The sequence below is a fragment of the Shewanella youngdeokensis genome (genome assembly GCF_033180165.1).
In the GTDB taxonomy this organism is placed as follows: Bacteria; Pseudomonadota; Gammaproteobacteria; order Enterobacterales; family Shewanellaceae; genus Shewanella; species Shewanella youngdeokensis.
On sequence record NZ_CP136522.1, the window covers coordinates 200,845 to 218,195 of the forward strand.

A 17,351-nucleotide genomic window follows, 5' to 3' on the forward strand; every position below is an offset into this window, starting at 1 on the left:
ATTAAGCCTTAGATACTTTTGAAGCGGCAATGTTACATGAATGGGGTATATCGTTCAATGATTTGGGTGGGTTTGTTACGATTCTGATAACGTAAGCGCCTTACTAAGCTTGAGCCGGTAGTGAAGGAATAACGTAAGGCTACGCGCTAGCATAAATGCACTGATCGCTGCCCATAAGGCATGGTTACCGGTTGATTGCAGTAAAAACCAAGTGGGAAAAAACACACCGAAGGTAGAAAATATCATGCTGTTACGCATTGCTTTTCCTTGGCCAGCGCCAATATATACCCCATCAAACAGGTACGAACTAAACGCGAGTAGTGGCAAAAAAATTAGCCAGATTAAGTAATCATTGGCCACTTGCTGCACGGTGACAATGCTGGTGAGCGCTAAGATTAACTGGTGGCCGCTAATGGCAAAAAACAGAGTAAAGCCTAGGGCCGTGATTGCTGACCAAATCCAGGCGAGCATGACGGAATCGAGCATGAGTTGGCGGTCTTTTTTGCCATAAGCTCGGCCCACTTCAGCTTCGGCATAATAAGCTATGCCGTCGAGCGCATATGAGATTAGCAGTAACAAATTGAGCAGTATGGCATTGGCGGCTACAGTATTGTCACCGAGGCTTGCACCATAGAACGTCATAAAGGCAAACGAAAGCTGTAAACATAAGCTGCGCACAAAGATATCGGCATTTAAGCTAAGTAGTTTTTGGTAACTTTGCAGTGTTAGCTGCCGGCAAACCGTGATGAAGTGAAAGTCGTCTAAGTGATTAAGTTGGCGATTCACAAAAGTCAGTGCAACCGCAAACCCTGCAACATCGGCAATAACTGAGGCGAACGCCGCGCCTTTTACACCCCAATCTAATCCGATAACAAACAACACATCTAAAGCGATATTGACAAGATTGGCCACGATAAGTTGCCACATGGCGGCCTTAGGTTGCTGCCTGCCGAGTAGCCAACCGAGCATAACAAGGTTCATTAATGCAAACGGAGTTGACCAGATTCGAACTTGAAAATATTCACGGCAAAACCTTTCTACTTCAAGGCTTGTGTCCGACAATCCCATGGTCAAATTAACGATGGGGTGTTGCAGTAAAATTGCGGCAAACCCCAGCATTAGCGCCAAACTGGCCGCTTGAATCAGCAGCCGATATTGCTGTTGGGTATCGTTAGCACCGTACGCTTGTGCGACTAAACCTGTGGTTGCCATGCGTAAAAAACCAAGTAACCACAAAATTAAGGTTATAATCGTTGACCCAACTGCCACACCGCCTAAATAATAGGCGTTACTGAGGTGCCCAATAACAGCGGTATCGACGAGCCCCAGAAGCGGGACGGTAATATTCGACAAGATCATCGGCAATGCAAGTGCAAGCAGTTGTCGATTCTTTTGTCGGTTAATCAGTATGGCAATCATTTTAGAGGCTTAATATTTATGGTTAAAAACGTGTTGCTAGCGTTACTTGCGCTGACAGGTTTTTCGGTTCAGGCCGCGGTGATTTTGCAATATCACCATGTGTCTAATGACACTCCCGCGATTACCAGCGTGACGCCTGCGCAATTTAAAGAGCAGATGCAGTATTTAGCTGATAACCATTTTAATGTGGTGCCCTTGTCTCAGGTTGTGGCCTCAGTCAAAGCGCAGCAGCATTTACCGGCTAAAACGATTGCGATTACATTTGATGACGGTTATCAAAGTATTGCAGATACCGCACACCCCATCTTAAAGCAATACAATTTTCCCTACACGCTTTTTGTCTCGGTGGAGCCGATTCTAAAACAGTATGGCGAAATGATGAGTTGGCAGCAGTTAAACACGCTAGCCAAAGAGGGAGCTGAAATCGCTAACCATACTTGGGGCCACGAACACCTTATTCGAATGCAGCAAGGCGAGACGCAGTCGCAGTGGTTGCGCCGCATTGAGGATAATATATTACGCACCGAAGCCGAAATAACCAAGGTGACTGGACAGCAGCACAAAATGTTGGCTTACCCTTATGGCGAATACAATCAGCTGATTGAGGATATATTGGTTAAGCATGACTTTGTTGGCTTTGGCCAGCAATCGGGGGCAGCAGGGCCGCACTCACCTTTAACAGCATTGCCAAGGTTTCCTGTCGCAGGAGCTTATGCCGATATCAGTAGTTTAAAGGTCAAACTGCACAGCCTTAATATGCCAGTGATTGAGCAGACAAATAGTGACCCTCAATTGGATTATGCGCAGTGGCGACCTGAGATAAAAGTAAAGCTGGACATGCAAGATATCGATCCCGCGCAATTGATGTGTTTTATTCAAGGCCAAGGGGCGAAAAAACCGAACTGGATTAGCCATGACGAATTTACCATTCGTGCTGAACTTGATTTACCCGCTGGTCGCTCCCGTTATAATTGTACTGCGCCGAGTAAGCATCAAAGTGGTTATTATTGGTTTTCACAGCCGTGGATTAGACCTAAGAGCAATGGCGAATGGGTCGCAGAATAGTGTTATCGCGCGGTTAGTCCAAGGGCTGTCGCGCTCTTTTATTTGATCTTCGTTACTCTTTAGCTAGTGCCTAGAAGAGGCTTTATGCATCGCTGGGTAGAGCAGTTTGTACTTTATCCGCTTGACGTGTTGTAACAGGCTTACCCATTTTCATATTTACCCATTATGGCTTTCACGTCGTGGATAAGAGCGCTGTTTTTAATTTGTGGTAGTTTCCCAGGTGTGTCTGATTTGGGCTTAATAATCGCAACTTTTTCTCCTTTAGGTGACACCAATGCAAACGATGCACTGTGATCTACTTGGTAGTTTTCGCCTTCACCAACCATGGCGTACACAAAACCGAGGCTGCGAGTAACAGGGTAAAGCTGATTATGTGCTCCAGTCACTGCGATAAATTCGGGATTAAAGAAGTTCGCATAATTGAGTAAGGTGTCAGTAGAATCTCGCTTTGGGTCAACGGAGAGAAAAATAATCTGTAGCGCTGCTTCATCTGATAATGATGGGTAAGCTGCAGTTAGCTTTCCCATGGTTGTAGGGCAAACGTCAGGGCAAGAGGTATAACCGATGAAAAATAGATTCCACTGACCCAGTAAATCGGCATTATCAAAGGTGTTACCGTGTTGGTCTGTCAGCGTAAAGGGGGCAATTGCCTGTGGGCTCGGGAACTCATAGCTGGTCTGTAATTGCAGTGCTTTAGGTGCACTAAATTGTATTGCAGCCAGCATTCCGGCGCATATGAGTGCGCCGGCGGCAATAATCCATGCTAGTTTCATTGTTTAAATACCACCTGTTCTAACTCTTACGCCCAAAGATAATGGTCAACTAATAATGCTAAAAACAGCAGCATTAGATGATAGATTGAAAACTTAAATACATTCATTGCCATACCTGGTGTTTCATGGAACTTAAGCTGCCATGCTTTATAAATAAAGGCCACGCTTAACAGGGTTGAGCTGACTAAATAGACCGGGCCACACATACCGACAAGCACCGGTAATAGGCAGGCTATAGCTAATAAAATGGTGTATAGAAAAATACAGGTTTTTGTGAAATCGTTACCGTGAGTCACTGGCAGCATTGGAATATCGACCTTGGCATATTCATCTTTGCGATGAATCGCAAGCGCCCAAAAGTGTGGTGGAGTCCAAGCAAATATAATTATCACCAGCAGCAACGCATTACCGTGAAAATCACCTGTCATCGACGTCCAGCCCAGTAGCGGTGGCATGGCTCCTGCCAGCCCGCCCACTACAATGTTTTGTGGTGTTGCACGCTTTAAATAAGCAGTATAAACCACCGCGTAACCGATTAAACTGGCAAAGGTTAACCATGCCGTTAATGCATTGACCAAGGTGTAAAGAATGACAAAGCCGAAAATGCCAATGCCGAAAGAAAATGTCAGTGCTTTGGTGATGGACACCTTTCCCTTTGGTAAAGGGCGATTGTAGGTTCTGGCCATTAGTCCATCTATGCGGCGATCTATCAGATGATTAAACGCGGCTGCTGCACCAGCCATCATACCTATGCCTGCCATGCCTGCGACAAGGGGCTGCAATGGCACGGCGCCGGGTACAGCAAGGCACATACCTACTAATACAGTGAGCAGCATTAATGCCACCACTTTAGGTTTAGTCATTTCATAATAAGCACGCCACTGCAGCAGTGGGGCCGCTTGGTTTCTGGGTATTGCTATTGGTTTGTCCATTGCTGAAACCTCGATACGTTCGGTCATAAAGCTAAAGTTGAGTACATGGCATTTTGGAATATGTTCAATGCATGACGATGATTACACCGTTATGCTTTACGCAATAATGCGTAATTGATGAAAACTAGCGTGAGCAATAACAACGCAGCACCAGCATTATGCGATACCGCAATACCTAAAGGCAGATGTAATACAACATTGCTAATACCAAGTGCGACTTGCAACACCACTAAAGTGGTGAGTAACCATGCTGCATTGCGTAGGACGGACGAGTGAGCTTTGGTCACCAGTTTGAAGGCCAGCAGCAGTAACATTATGGTGGTGACAATGGCGCCAATGCGGTGTGCCACATGGATGGTCATGCGAGCGGAATAATCCAGTACGCCATACTCATAGGTTTGGTGTTCGCCTTGAAACGGAGAAAAAGCGGCACTGAAATTTAGATTATCCACCCAGTTACCTTCGCAAATCGGCAGTGAGGTACAAGCTAGAGCGGCGTAATTTGAAGAGGTCCAGCCGCCTAACATAATTTGTAGCAGCAGCACGCCAATACACGCTAAAGCCAATGCTGAAAACTTTCTTGCAGGGGTATCACCGCCGGGGATCCGTAGGGGCTTGTTGCGTAAGTAAAGCAGTAGTAGTAATGCAAAAAGCGCGAAGCCACCCATCAGATGCAACATCACAACGATAGGCATTAGCTTCATCGTCACGGTCCACATGCCCAAAGCGGCTTGAAACACGATAAGCGCAGCAATAAACAGCGGTAATTTTTTGGGTGCGCCAGTTTTGCGCAAGCTCATAATTAAAATGGCTAACACCATTAAGCCTAATGCACCGGCAATGTAACGGTGAATCATCTCTAACCAGGCTTTATCAGTTTCAATTGTGTGTTGAGGAAAGGCGTTTTGTGCCGTCGAAAGCTCATGGTTTGTCGTTGGGGCTTTAATCATGCCGTAGCAACCGGGCCAATCTGGGCAGCCAAGGCCCGCATCGGATAAGCGAGTGTAAGCGCCCATCATTATCACGCAAAGGGTCAAAATTAAGGTGACTTTAAGCAGTGATTTTATTTCCATTAGCCAATCCTCGAAAGCTTAAGCATCTTTCGTAGGTCAGCAATAATGGATTTTCCCTGCATAATCTGTGCTTGATGATCGGTGGCAATTGGGTAGCGCATCACCATGCTGCCAAGCGGGTCGACAATAATAAACTCTTGGTTGTTTAGTAAACGGCTTAACGCAAGCGTTGGCGTTGCAGTGGTAAAGTCGTATGCCACGAGTGCGGTGCGATCGCTTTGTTCATCCAGCATAATAATGGTGTGCACTCGGTCTTGATTGCGGCCAAGGGCGATATTGCTTTGCTGTAAAATATACAGTCTATCTTGGCAGGTGGTATTGCAAATAGCGGGTAGTTGATAAAGCACTTGCCACTCTTTTGGTTGTGGATTGCGCATATCTAAACTTTGGTAATTGATGCCAATATCTAACAGCTCGCCTTTGTTGGTGGCACCGCCATTGTATAGCTCAAAGTTTAAAATTATTTTGGCCGCAACGACCGGTACAGTAAAAGCCAGTACCAACATTAACAGTGTTTTTCTGCCGTTCTTTTTGGGGGAGTTCATTCTATCTCCTCAAGTTATTTTATGTTTCGTACCACTTTGCCACGACATTTTTTGACTAAAAATAACGGTGCAAATACAGCTTTCGCTTGAAGCAAAAAGACGGCGATAACGAATAACGAATATAAGCACTCCCCGGAACGGCTAGGAAGTCTATTTTCTAACCTACCTTGTCTATAAATGCTTGGCAATAGACATCGTAATCTTTATTTTTTCGCATTATCTTGTTGTTTTAATTTGTTAAAAAGTAAGTAAAGCATCAGGAGTGCAAACATCCCGGCCATGCTAAACCATTGCACTGCATACCCATGGTGCTTTTGTGAAGACAATGGGATCGGTTGCCACGGATGCACTAGCGGATCGTTAGGGATATTGTTGGGCTGCAACACAACGCTAGCTAACGGTTTATCAATAACCTTGGCAAGCTGGATTAAATTAAGGTTTTGAATCCGCATTGGCCAACCTGATTCGGGCATTAGGTCCGAGCTAATAGGGTTACTTTCTTTTTGGTAAACCCGACCGGTTAACAACATAGGTGCAATAAGCTGTTGTACTTTTGGTAGTGCCGCTCGATCAAAGCCGCCAACTACAAATCCAAGTTCTACCAATAACCAAGGTTTTTCCGGTTCGACTTCAACGGCTTGGTAGGCTAAGTAGCCCACTTTTCCGTCGACGGTTTGGTTATCTAGCAAAAACACATTGCCAGATACCGGAGTAACCTGAGTGCTCAGTTTGTAGCCGGTAAGATTGCGCTCACCCGTCATATTCAGTAGTTGCTCATAAGACAAAAACGTAGCGTTTTGGCGTGCGCTTAACGCCGCTTGCCATTGCTGTTTTTGTTCTGCCCGTTCGAGCTGCCAAAAACCTAACTTGACCAAAACTGAAAACACCAGCACAGTAATAAGTACAATAAATAGCCAAATGCCCAGCTCACCGACTCTAGGAGATGCAATGACGATTTCATTTGTTTTTAAACTGGTTTTAGTACTGCTACTGCTTTTCATATTAGGTAATTTAGGTCGCGCCTTGTTCGTGTTGGTAAAAGGTGAAAACAGCGCGCCAATGAGCCAATATTTGGGTCGTCGAGTGTTGTTTTCGGTACTAGTGGTGATGTTGTTATTGCTGGCTTTAGCGTCTGGGATTATTACGCCAAATCCCAGACCGTATTAAGCCGCTGCTTATGCCAATTTAAAGCACGTAAACAAATATAAATAGGCCCAGCCAAACAACATCGACAAAGTGCCAATACCAACTGCCAGCCTGAAAAGCAAAGTGCTTTCTAGGCGTAAAATGCCCTTTAATTACCCTAAAAAAGAGCACGATTAGAAACACCGTACCTAGGGTGACATGCATGCCGTGAAAACCGGTTAACAAATAAAAGGTGTTACCATAAATGCCTGACTCAAGAGTGAGGCCCATCTCTTGGTAAGCGTGAACATATTCTTCTACTTGCAGAAACAAAAAGCCGATACCAAGCAAAATAGTTAAGCCTAACCAGACGGTTAATGCTTTGCGCTTATCTTTTTCCAAGCCAACATGTGCAAAGTGCAATGTGACAGAAGACGTTAATAGGATTAGCGTGTTATACAGTGGTAATCCGGTCCAACCCATCGCTTCGGTTTTAGTGCCATCAGGTGTGGTAACTAATGGCCATATCGCTTCAAACGTTGGCCATAAAACTTCGTGAGTCATGGCGTTGTTTGATGCGCCTCCAAGCCAAGGAATTGCAATCATACGGGCGTAGAATAATGCTCCGAAAAAAGCAGCAAAAAACATCACTTCTGAAAAAATAAACCAGCTCATGCCCTGCCTAAATGAGCGGTCCATTTGTTCTGAGTAGAGGCCGGCCATCGACTCGGCAATAACGGTTCTGAACCAGCCAAAAATCATAAAAATAATTACAGCGATACCTGCGAGCAGAATATACCCACCGCTACCGCCACCTTTGCTTAATTCAGATACATAGCTTCCTGCGCCAAAGGCGATTAAAAATAGGCCAATAGCGCCGATAATTGGCCAGGCACTTTGTGCCGGTACGTAATAGGGTTCGTGTTTAGTCGTCATCTTGCAGCTCCTTGCTCTACACTGCCGACATAAGCTTTGTCGGTAATGTTGTAGAGGGTATAAGAGAGGGTCAAGGTAGTAATGGAGTCCGGTAATTCAGGGTCCACGAAAAAGATAAGTGGTAGTTCAGCGCTCGCAGTCGGTTTGAGGACTTGCTGATTAAAACAAAAACACTCTGTTTTATTGAAATAGGCTGCACCTATACCAGGAGATACCGAGGGTATTGCTTGGCCTACAATATTATTTGTAGACAAATTCTTAGCAGCAAAATGGGTACGGATTAACTCTCCTGGGTGAACTTTCATCGTGTTGACTTCAGGTTTGAACTCCCAAGGCATATCACTTTGCACTTGAGAGACAAATTCCACGGTGATGGTTCTATTTTCATCTACCGTAACGGGCTTGTAGACACTAGCAGTATTTTGGGTTTTACCATTAATTCCTAGAGTGTCACAAAGCACGTCATAAAGTGGCACTAGCGCAAAGCCAAAGCCAAACATACCAACGGCACATAGCAACAGCATGCCAATTAGTTTTCGGTTAGATTTACGCGGCGCCTCACTCATCTTTATTTAACCTCAGGTGGCGTAGTAAATGAGTGATATGGGGCGGGGCTGGCGATGGTCCATTCTAAACCTTCTGCACCTTCCCAAGGTTTGGCTGGGGCTTTTTCGCCGCCACGTATGCATTTGAGTACCACCGCTAAAAAGATTAATTGCGATAGACCAAAGGCGAAACCACCTATGGATACAATTTGGTTGACGTCAGCAAACTGAATTGCATAATCTGGAATTCGACGGGGCATACCGGCTAATCCAAGAAAATGCATCGGAAAAAACAACACGTTTACTGAAACAACAGAGCACCAAAAGTGCCAGCGGCCTAAGGTTTCACTGTACATATTACCGGTCCATTTAGGTAGCCAGTAATACGCTGCAGCCATTATGGAGAAGATGGCTCCCGTGACTAGTACATAGTGAAAATGCGCCACCACAAAGTAGGTATCGTGATACTGAAAGTCAGCAGGCGTAATAGCCAGCATTAACCCGGAAAAACCACCAATAGTAAACAAGATGATAAATGCGACTGCAAACAACATCGGCGTTTCAAAGGTAATAGAGCCACGCCACATGGTGGCTACCCAGTTAAACACTTTTACGCCAGTCGGCACGGCAATTAGCATGGTGCAATACATAAAGAAGAGCTCGGCAAATACCGGCATCCCCGTGGTAAACATGTGATGCGCCCAAACCAGAAAAGACAACACGGCAATACTTGCTGTTGCATAAACCATCGAGGCATAACCAAATAACGGTTTGCGACTAAAGGCCGGTACTATTGCTGATATGATGCCAAATGAAGGCAGGATCATGATGTAAACTTCGGGGTGACCAAAGAACCAGAAAATATGCTGGAACATGACAGGGTCGCCACCGCCAGCCGCATCAAAGAAGCTGGTGGCAAAGTATTTATCAGTTAACACCATGGTGACCGTGCCGGCTAGCACGGGCATCACCGCTATCAATAAAAATGCGGTAATTAACCAAGTCCAGACGAATAATGGCAGCTTCATCCATGACATGCCGGGGGCGCGCATATTAACGATAGTAACGACAACGTTAATTGCTCCCATTATCGAACTGATCCCCATTATATGTACAGAAAAGACAAATAATGCGGTACTGTCAGGACTGTAAGTGGTTGATAGCGGAGCGTAGAATGTCCAACCGAAATTAGGCCCACCGCCCTCCATAAATAGCGAACTTAATAGAATGGCAAATGCAAATGGTAATATCCAAAAGCTCCAGTTGTTCATTCTTGGAAGCGCCATATCTGGCGCGCCGATCATCATCGGGATCAGCCAGTTAGCCAAACCGGTAAAGGCTGGCATGACTGCACCAAAAACCATCACTAAACCGTGTACTGTCGTCATTTGGTTAAAAAAGTTGGGTTCGACTAATTGCAATCCGGGTTGAAATAACTCTGCTCGGATCACCATCGCCATAGCACCACCAGTCAGGAACATAATGAAACTGAACCAGAGGTACAGCGAACCAATGTCTTTATGGTTAGTGGTTAAAACCCAGCGCATAATGCCTTTTGGTGCGCCATGATGATCATCATGGTGAGCGTCTGCTGCCGCTGGTGTATCTTGTGTAATTGTGCTCATTTTAATCCCTTACTTTGCCAGACCAACAACATCTGAAGCCTGAACTGCATCGCCAGAGCTATTGCCCCAGGCATTGCGCTCGTACGTTACCACTGCAGCAAGCTGTTGCCGTGTTAGTTGCGCGTTAAACGACAGCATTGCAGTCCCAGCCTTTCCGTTAATAACAATATCAAGGTGTTCTGATACTGGACCGGTAATTATTGGACTACCAACGAGAGAGGGGAACGCACCTGGTATGCCGGTTCCTGAGGCTTGATGGCAAGATGCACAACTTCGCAAATACACTTGCTTGCCCAGCGCCATTAGTTCGTCCATTGCAAGATCATCTAGTGATTCGGTATTAGCTGCTTCTGCAGTCTCAACAGTCTCAGCTGCTTCAACTACGGCTTCAGTTACTACAGCTTGTATTTGTTCAGCTTCGGGCTGTACGGCGGCAGGAGTAAGGTCTATTTCAGTTGGTAACACGCTGGTGGCATCGCTATTACCGTTACTAACATCAGCTGCTTGAACAGTATCGCCAGAGTTATTTCCCCAAGCGTTACGCTCATAGGTAACCACTGCGGCAATTTGTTGAGCTGTTAGTTGCTTTGCAAATGCCTGCATTGCAGTGCCTGGTTTGCCATTGGCAACAATATCAATATGCGCTGCAACAGGGCCTTTGATCAATGGGCTGCCAATTAACGAGGGGAACACTCCAGGCAAGCCTGCGCCATTTGGTTGGTGACAGGCTGCACATTGCGCCATATATATTTGCTCACCTTGCGCCATCAATTCATCAAGGCTAAGCGTTTGGGTTAGTGCGGCTTCGGCCGCCGCTTTAGCGTTAGCGGCTAGTTGCTTTTGATCGAGTAGCCACTGCTCAAAGTCAGCTTCAGATACTGCTTCAACCACAATGGGCATAAATCCGTGGTCTTTACCACACAGCTCTGCACATTGGCCACGGTATATGCCGGGCTCATCAATGCGAGTCCAAGCTTCGTTAATAAAGCCTGGGTTAGCATCTTTTTTAACGGCAAAAGCTGGTACCCACCATGAATGGATCACGTCTTCAGAGGTCATTAAGAAACGGATTTTGCGATTGATAGGCAATACGAGGTGTTTATCGACTTCTAGCAAGTAGTGCTCACCTTTAGCTTCGGTGCCTTCTATTTGCTCTCTTGGGGTCGACATTAAGCTGTAAAATTCAATGTCTTTGTCAAAATAGCTGTAGTGCCATTTCCACTGCGAACCTGTGATTTTTATTGTTAGGTCTGCATCACTAGGATCTTCCATTGCAATCAATGTTTTTGTTGCTGGAATAGCCATGATAATAAGAATAATAAAAGGTACTACAGTCCATAAAATCTCGACTTTAGTGCTTTCATGAAAGTTGGCGGCGATTGCGCCTTTTGATTTGCGGTGGTTGATCATGGCATAAATCATTACGCCAAAAACCACAATGCCAATAGCGCAGCAGATATAAAGGATGATCATATGGAGGTTGTAAACCTGTCCACTGATTTCCGTTACGCCTTCTGTCATATTTAACGGCATGTCTGATGCAAATAGCGCCGGCGAAATAATTAACGCCAACACACAATACAACAATTGCTTCACTAGACTTCTCCTCTGTCAACAAGACAAAGAAGAGCCACACAGTAAGTCTCTGCTCTATGTAAACTCTTCAGTTCCCAAAAAAGCAACGATGACTTCAATAGTGCACAAATGGTTTTCAATTGAGCCGATTTATCACCCGACTTAATTGAATTTATTTAATGTCAGTATTAATTACTGTGTTATTTAACCACTTTGCACCAACGGCTGAAATATATCAGGCCGATCTCAGTCTTCATATGCTCTTTAAGGATCTACAGTCATACATAAAGACCGACGACTAAATCGCTCGGATATAACAAAATCGTTGTTATCAACTACTACCCTACTTGGTGTTTAAATATTGATCAAGATCACTTTTTAATTCATTTACATAATGTAGGTAATAAAAAAGCTCCCTAAAGGGAGCTTCAGTTGGTGCGCTATAACTGTAATAGAAAGAATTGCTTAATGCATAGCGGTGAACAATGAACCTTGGCCGTATACGTTATCGTGTGTATTTATTGAGCTGTCAGGTAAGTGACTATTCGCATTCTCAATAATAATCCCTTCCGCCTGTGCACTTTTAGCTACCAACTGCAGTCGACGGTTGTCTCGAGTATCGAGCTCGTTAGTCCAAGTGATGACAGCGCTAGAGGTGCCGCTAGTGAGGGCTTTTTCCATTGCCCATAATGTTTCTACTTCGTCTTTAGCATGGACGAGTAAAATTCTATCCATTCTAACGCCTGCTGCGGCGAGCATATTTTTGTAACCAATATTTGGCGGGCTAACTAACACTATCCAGCGGCCTTGCTGACTTAAGCGAGCCAGTTGCGCGCATATTGCTTTAAGTTCATTACGGCCTTGAGTGTGAGAGACCATCGTAATGATATCGGTGTTAGTTTTTTTAGACATAGCCTGATTTGGCGCATCTTGCCAAAGGCCGGGGTGGCGTGGGGCTACGCCTAAAAATTTATTCATTGCCAATCTCCATTGCGAATAACACCAACGGCTAAGCCTTCAATGCTCAAACTCTGGCTTGCCAAGTCAACGACTATTGATGAAAAGTCTTCATTTTCTGCATGTAAGTAAACGGTATTGCCTTTTTTTTCAAAGCGTTTAACTGTGACATCGTCTTCAACTCTGGCAACCACAACTTGGCCATTACGTGCTTGCTGAATTTTATGTACCGCCAATAAATCGCCTTCAAGAATGCCGATATTCTTCATACTGTCACCACGCACTTTTAGCAAGAAGTCAGCCGCTGGGCGAAACATTGCAGGGTCAACTTTATAGTGTTGTTCTACATGTTCTTGAGCCAGTATGGGTTCACCGGCAGCGACTTGACCAATTAGGGGTAAACCGAGGTCGATGCTTTCGGTATCTTCTTGAGTTAGCTTAAGGCCTCGAGAGGTACCCGGAATGATCTCAATACAGCCTTTTTTAGCTAATGCTTTTAAATGCTCTTCAGCGGCATTAGCTGACTTAAAACCTAAACGTTTAGCGATTTCGGCGCGGGTTGGTGGCATGCCAGTTTCAGCTATATTGCGTTTAATCAGCTCTAAAATTTCAGCTTGTCGTGGTGTAAGTGGTCTCATAGTTATGCCTGTCTTTCTATACAGTATACTGTCAGTATATACAGTAATTGATTGAGTGCAAGTATTAACCATTTTTGATTATAAAATTCTGAGTATTAAGCAAAATAATTGACTAAATTCAGTGGCAAGTTTTGGCTGTTTCTAGCGTGTGTGACGTTATGTGGTTGAGCGCTATTTACGTGAGAGCCGCTGGTGTATTCAGGCTTTTAGCTTAGTCGGGTTGGTTTTAAGCTGTGCACTACAGCAATGGAGACATTTGTAGGGCAGATGTTATCGCTACATTTTTAATAAGTCATTGTTATATAAATATTCAAATGTTGTCTACTGACAATATAAAGCAATAGCGCAAAAACGCTGAATTTCTGATATTCTAGCAAGCTATTATCAGCGACCACACTGCAAGCGAATCATGTCGAAAAAAGACTCTCTTTGGTTTAAATCATTACGCTGGATCCAGAAACAGTTCGTGCACACCGTTGTTGTGCCGCATGATCCTTTTGAGGATCTCGATCTCGATCCAAGCAAACCCCTTGTTTATGTCATGAAAACAGAATCTGTTAGCGACATTGCAGCTCTCAGTGAGATGACTGGCAAACTTGGCTTGCCTAGCCCTTACGATGACTTAGAAGTTAACGGAGTGAGCACGCCGCGGGTTGTTTGCCTTGAAGGTAGTAAGCCGTTGTTTGGTGAGCGAGAAAGCGCTGAAGAGTATTTACATTGCTTTAAGCGCTTACTTAGCGTGCATAAGCAAAACCCAGATTTAGATATTCAGTTGGTTCCAGTTAGTACTTACTGGGGTCGCACCCCCGGGAAAGAAGATGACACCATGCGCGCGGCAGTACTGGAGCGTCAAAACCCGACCTGGTTACGCAAATGCTTGATGATTGTCTTTTTAGGCCGACATAACTTTGTGCAGTTTTCCAGTGCGGTTTCATTGCGCTATATGGCTGATGAACATGGCACAGATAAACGTATTGCACAAAAACTTGCACGTGTTGCACGGGTGCATTTTCAACGTCAACGCAAAGTGATGACAGGGCCGCAACTCCCTAATCGTCAAGCGCTGTTCCACGCATTGCTTAAATCTGACTCCATTACGCGAGCGATTAAAGAAGAAGCGGCGAACAAGAAAATTTCTGAAGCTGAAGCGCGCACTAAGGCGATGGAGTATTTAGACGAGGTCGCTGCAGACTACTCAGACAGCTTAATCAGAATCGCTGAGCGTTTTCTAACATGGTTATGGAACAAGCTTTATAAAGGGATCGCGATTCGCGGTGCCGAGCAGGTGCGTCAGTTGCATCATGATGGACACGAAATTGTGTATGTGCCGTGTCATCGTAGCCATATGGATTACCTGTTACTGTCATATATCTTGTATTACCAAGGGATGGTGCCGCCACATATTGCTGCAGGCATCAACCTTAACTTCTGGCCGGCAGGGCCAATGTTCCGTCGCGGCGGCGCTTTCTTCATTCGCCGTAGTTTCCGTGGTAACAAGCTTTATACCGCCGTATTCCGTGAATATTTAGATCAACTTTTCACTAAAGGTTACTCGGTTGAGTACTTCACTGAAGGTGGTCGTTCTCGTACTGGGCGCTTGCTCGCACCTAAAACGGGCATGATTGCAATGACACTTAACAGTGTTTTACGTGGCGTTGAACGGCCGGTTACTTTAGTGCCTGTTTACCTTGGCTATGATCACGTTATGGAAGTTGCTACTTACCATAAAGAGTTAAGCGGTAAGAAGAAAAAGAAAGAATCAGTATGGCAAGTGTTTGGTGCTATTCGTAAGCTTGGTAATTTTGGCCAAGGTTACGTTAACTTTGGTAAGCCTATTACCTTGCATAGTTTTATGAACCAGCAATTACCTGATTGGCGTGATGATCTGGCGCAAGATGGCGATCAAAAGCCATCTTGGTTTACTCCTGTGGTTAACACGCTTGCGAACCAAGTTATGACTAACATTAACGGCGCCGCAGCGGTAAGCTCGGTAACATTAACTAGCTTAGTTTTATTAGCGACAGAGCAAAATGCATTAGAACGTAATCAGTTAGAGAAACAGCTCGACCTCTACCTAACGCTATTAAAAGACTTGCCGTATACCCAGTTTACGTCGGTGCCAGAAGGCTGTGGTAAAGATCTCGTTGATCAGTGCCTTGAATTGAAAAAAATGAAACTCGATAGCGATCCGCTGGGTGATATCGTTTCAATTGACGACAGCATTGCGATAGCAATGACTTATTATCGTAATAACATTATCCATTTATTAGTACTGCCATCGCTCATCGCCGCTTGTTTGATGCGTAAAGAGCAATGCAGCCGTGACGATGTTGTTTGTATTGTGAATGACTTCTACCCATTGCTTCAAGCAGAGCTCTTTATGGGAATTGAAGACCCTGCGCAATATGCTCTGAGTTTGTTAGATATATTTGTGGCGCAAGGTTTAGTGGTCGAAACTGACCATTTTGAAGTGGCAGATGACAAGGTTAATCAGCTGTTACTGCTGTCTGGTACGATTGATGAAACCATGCAGCGTTACGCTATTTTGTTTAACTTATTAGCCGTAAAACCTAACATTGAACGCTCGGAGCTAGAGCGCGACAGCCACCGCCTAGCGCAAAGGTTGGGAGCGCTTCACGGTATTACCGCGCCAGAGTTTTATGACAAGAAACTATACGCTACGCTAAGCGTTAAATTGAAAGAGTTAGGTTATCTAACAGATAGTGAAGGGTGCAGTGATATCAAACGTATAAAAGACAGAGCTAATTTACTGTTACATCCATCGATTAAGCAAACAATTGTCGACAGTGTTAACGCGGAGCAAACAGTTTAATGGCAAACTTTATGGACGCAGCTAAGAATAAAGCTGCTGGGAAATCACTATTAGGTGGCGCAATGATTATTGCGGGTACCACGGTCGGTGCTGGCATGTTTTCTTTGCCTGTGGTTGGCGCTGGTATGTGGTTTGGTTATTCAATGTTGATGCTAGTTGGCATCTGGTTTTGTATGTTAGTTTCGGGGCTAATGCTGCTCGAAACGAATCTACATTTTGAGCCGGGTGCGAGTTTCGACACCTTAACTAAGCGCACTTTGGGCCAGTTTTGGCGCATTATTAATGGTCTTTCTATTGCTTTTGTACTGTATATTTTAACGTATGCTTACATAAGTGGCGGTAGCTCGATTGTAAACCACACTCTAGAAGGCGTAGGGGTTCATTTACCGCAAAGTGTTGCTGGATTAGTGTTTGCTGGTGTGCTTGCTTCAATCGTTATCATTAGTACTAAAGCAGTTGATAGAATTACCACCATTATGCTTGGCGGCATGATTATTACCTTCTTTTTGGCGATTGGTAATCTACTGATTGAAATTGATACCACTAAGCTGTTTGAGCCTGATGGTGAAGCCCGTTATGCGCCATACCTACTAGCTGCATTGCCGTTCGGTTTGGCCAGTTTTGGTTATCACGGTAACGTTCCTAGCTTAGTTAAGTATTATGGTAATGACTCAAAAACAATCATCAAAGCATTGTTTATCGGTACGTTTATCGCATTGGTTATTTATAGCTGTTGGTTAGTCGCGACGATGGGCAATATTCCACGTAGCCAGTTCGTTGATATTATCGCTCAAGGCGGCAATATGGGCGTGTTGGTTGGGGCGTTGTCTGATGTTATGGCTAGTAGCTGGCTTAACACTATGTTGTCGTTGTTTGCTAACCTTGCAGTGGCATCATCATTCTTAGGGGTGACCTTAGGTTTGTTTGATTACCTTGCTGATTTATTTGGCTTTGACGAGTCTCGTCAAGGGCGTTTAAAAACCGCTGCCGTGACATTTATACCGCCAACTATTTTAGGTATTTTGTTCCCGAATGGCTTTTTGATTGCGATTGGTTTCGCAGCGTTAGCAGCAACTATTTGGGCGGCAATTGTTCCAGCTATGATGGCGTATAAGTCTCGCAAAATATTTGCAGACAGCAACAGCTTTAAAGTACCTGGTGGCACACCATTAATCGCGGTCGTGATTATTTTTGGTTTGGTGACTGGTGCATGTCACTTATTAGTGATGGCCGGAGTATTACCCGCTTACGGTTAAGCCTTATGCTCGAGTAGCGAAATAAAAAAGCCTCTTAATTAGAGGCTTTTTTGT

The 17,351-nt window shown here is 44.7% G+C and carries 16 protein-coding genes; 4 read left to right on the top strand and 12 right to left on the bottom strand.

Annotated elements, in window-relative coordinates:
- Positions 1–75 precede the first annotated feature (75 nt).
- Positions 76–1,419 carry an MATE family efflux transporter gene (locus RGE70_RS00890; protein ID WP_310469675.1) on the bottom strand — a complete coding sequence of 448 codons (1,344 nt, stop codon included), beginning with the start codon at positions 1,417–1,419 and terminating at the stop codon, positions 76–78.
- Positions 1,420–1,437: 18 nt separating this feature from the next.
- On the opposite strand from RGE70_RS00890, the gene RGE70_RS00895 reads away from it, so the two are divergent.
- Complete coding sequence (locus tag RGE70_RS00895) at positions 1,438–2,484, top strand: polysaccharide deacetylase family protein (protein WP_310469676.1); 1,047 nt, start codon at positions 1,438–1,440, stop codon at positions 2,482–2,484.
- A gap of 140 nt (positions 2,485–2,624) precedes the next feature.
- Here RGE70_RS00895 and RGE70_RS00900 read toward each other — a convergent pair whose 3' ends face one another.
- From RGE70_RS00900 to RGE70_RS00920, 5 genes are all read right to left on the bottom strand, one after another.
- Entirely contained in the window at positions 2,625–3,257 is a 633-nt protein-coding gene (locus RGE70_RS00900; RefSeq protein ID WP_310469677.1) for an SCO family protein, read from the bottom strand.
- 26 nt (positions 3,258–3,283) lie between these two features.
- Positions 3,284–4,189, bottom strand: a complete 906-nt coding sequence (gene cyoE / locus RGE70_RS00905) for a heme o synthase (protein ID WP_310469678.1) — start codon at positions 4,187–4,189, stop codon at positions 3,284–3,286.
- A gap of 89 nt (positions 4,190–4,278) precedes the next feature.
- Positions 4,279–5,262: a COX15/CtaA family protein gene (locus RGE70_RS00910; RefSeq protein ID WP_310469679.1), complete on the bottom strand. Its 984-nt coding sequence runs from the start codon at positions 5,260–5,262 to the stop codon at positions 4,279–4,281.
- A complete protein-coding gene (locus RGE70_RS00915; protein WP_310469680.1) occupies positions 5,262–5,807 on the bottom strand; it encodes a redox-active disulfide-containing membrane protein in 546 nt (181 codons plus the stop codon). The genes RGE70_RS00910 and RGE70_RS00915 overlap by 1 nt, the downstream gene beginning before the upstream one ends.
- Before the next feature lie 203 nt (positions 5,808–6,010).
- Positions 6,011–6,700 (bottom strand): SURF1 family protein, encoded by a 690-nt coding sequence (locus RGE70_RS00920; protein WP_310469681.1) that lies wholly within the window; start codon positions 6,698–6,700, stop codon positions 6,011–6,013.
- Positions 6,701–6,755: 55 nt separating this feature from the next.
- Between RGE70_RS00920 and RGE70_RS00925 the strand changes: the two genes are divergently transcribed.
- Positions 6,756–6,974 carry a DUF2909 family protein gene (locus RGE70_RS00925; protein ID WP_310469682.1) on the top strand — a complete coding sequence of 73 codons (219 nt, stop codon included), beginning with the start codon at positions 6,756–6,758 and terminating at the stop codon, positions 6,972–6,974.
- A gap of 18 nt (positions 6,975–6,992) precedes the next feature.
- Here RGE70_RS00925 and RGE70_RS00930 read toward each other — a convergent pair whose 3' ends face one another.
- From RGE70_RS00930 to lexA, 6 genes are all read right to left on the bottom strand, one after another.
- A complete protein-coding gene (locus tag RGE70_RS00930) occupies positions 6,993–7,868 on the bottom strand; it encodes a cytochrome c oxidase subunit 3 (protein ID WP_310469683.1) in 876 nt (291 codons plus the stop codon).
- On the bottom strand, positions 7,865–8,434 hold the full coding sequence (locus tag RGE70_RS00935; RefSeq protein ID WP_310469684.1) for a cytochrome c oxidase assembly protein: 570 nt from the start codon (positions 8,432–8,434) through the stop codon (positions 7,865–7,867). The genes RGE70_RS00930 and RGE70_RS00935 overlap by 4 nt, the downstream gene beginning before the upstream one ends.
- 2 nt (positions 8,435–8,436) lie before the next feature.
- A complete protein-coding gene (gene ctaD, locus RGE70_RS00940; RefSeq protein WP_310469685.1) occupies positions 8,437–10,038 on the bottom strand; it encodes a cytochrome c oxidase subunit I in 1,602 nt (533 codons plus the stop codon).
- Positions 10,039–10,047: 9 nt separating this feature from the next.
- Complete coding sequence (gene coxB / locus RGE70_RS00945; RefSeq protein ID WP_310469686.1) at positions 10,048–11,634, bottom strand: cytochrome c oxidase subunit II; 1,587 nt, start codon at positions 11,632–11,634, stop codon at positions 10,048–10,050.
- Positions 11,635–12,078: 444 nt separating this feature from the next.
- Positions 12,079–12,591, bottom strand: coding sequence for a cell division inhibitor SulA (locus RGE70_RS00950; protein ID WP_310469687.1), 513 nt, complete (start codon positions 12,589–12,591; stop codon positions 12,079–12,081).
- Positions 12,588–13,208: a transcriptional repressor LexA gene (gene lexA / locus RGE70_RS00955; RefSeq protein ID WP_310469688.1), complete on the bottom strand. Its 621-nt coding sequence runs from the start codon at positions 13,206–13,208 to the stop codon at positions 12,588–12,590. The genes RGE70_RS00950 and lexA overlap by 4 nt, the downstream gene beginning before the upstream one ends.
- A gap of 409 nt (positions 13,209–13,617) precedes the next feature.
- Here lexA and plsB point away from each other — a divergent pair, with 409 nt between their 5' ends.
- Positions 13,618–16,041, top strand: coding sequence for a glycerol-3-phosphate 1-O-acyltransferase PlsB (plsB, locus tag RGE70_RS00960; RefSeq protein WP_310469689.1), 2,424 nt, complete (start codon positions 13,618–13,620; stop codon positions 16,039–16,041).
- Complete coding sequence (mtr, locus tag RGE70_RS00965) at positions 16,041–17,297, top strand: tryptophan permease (protein WP_310469690.1); 1,257 nt, start codon at positions 16,041–16,043, stop codon at positions 17,295–17,297. Before plsB ends, mtr begins: the two co-directional genes overlap by 1 nt.
- The last annotated feature ends 54 nt before the right edge of the window (positions 17,298–17,351 follow it).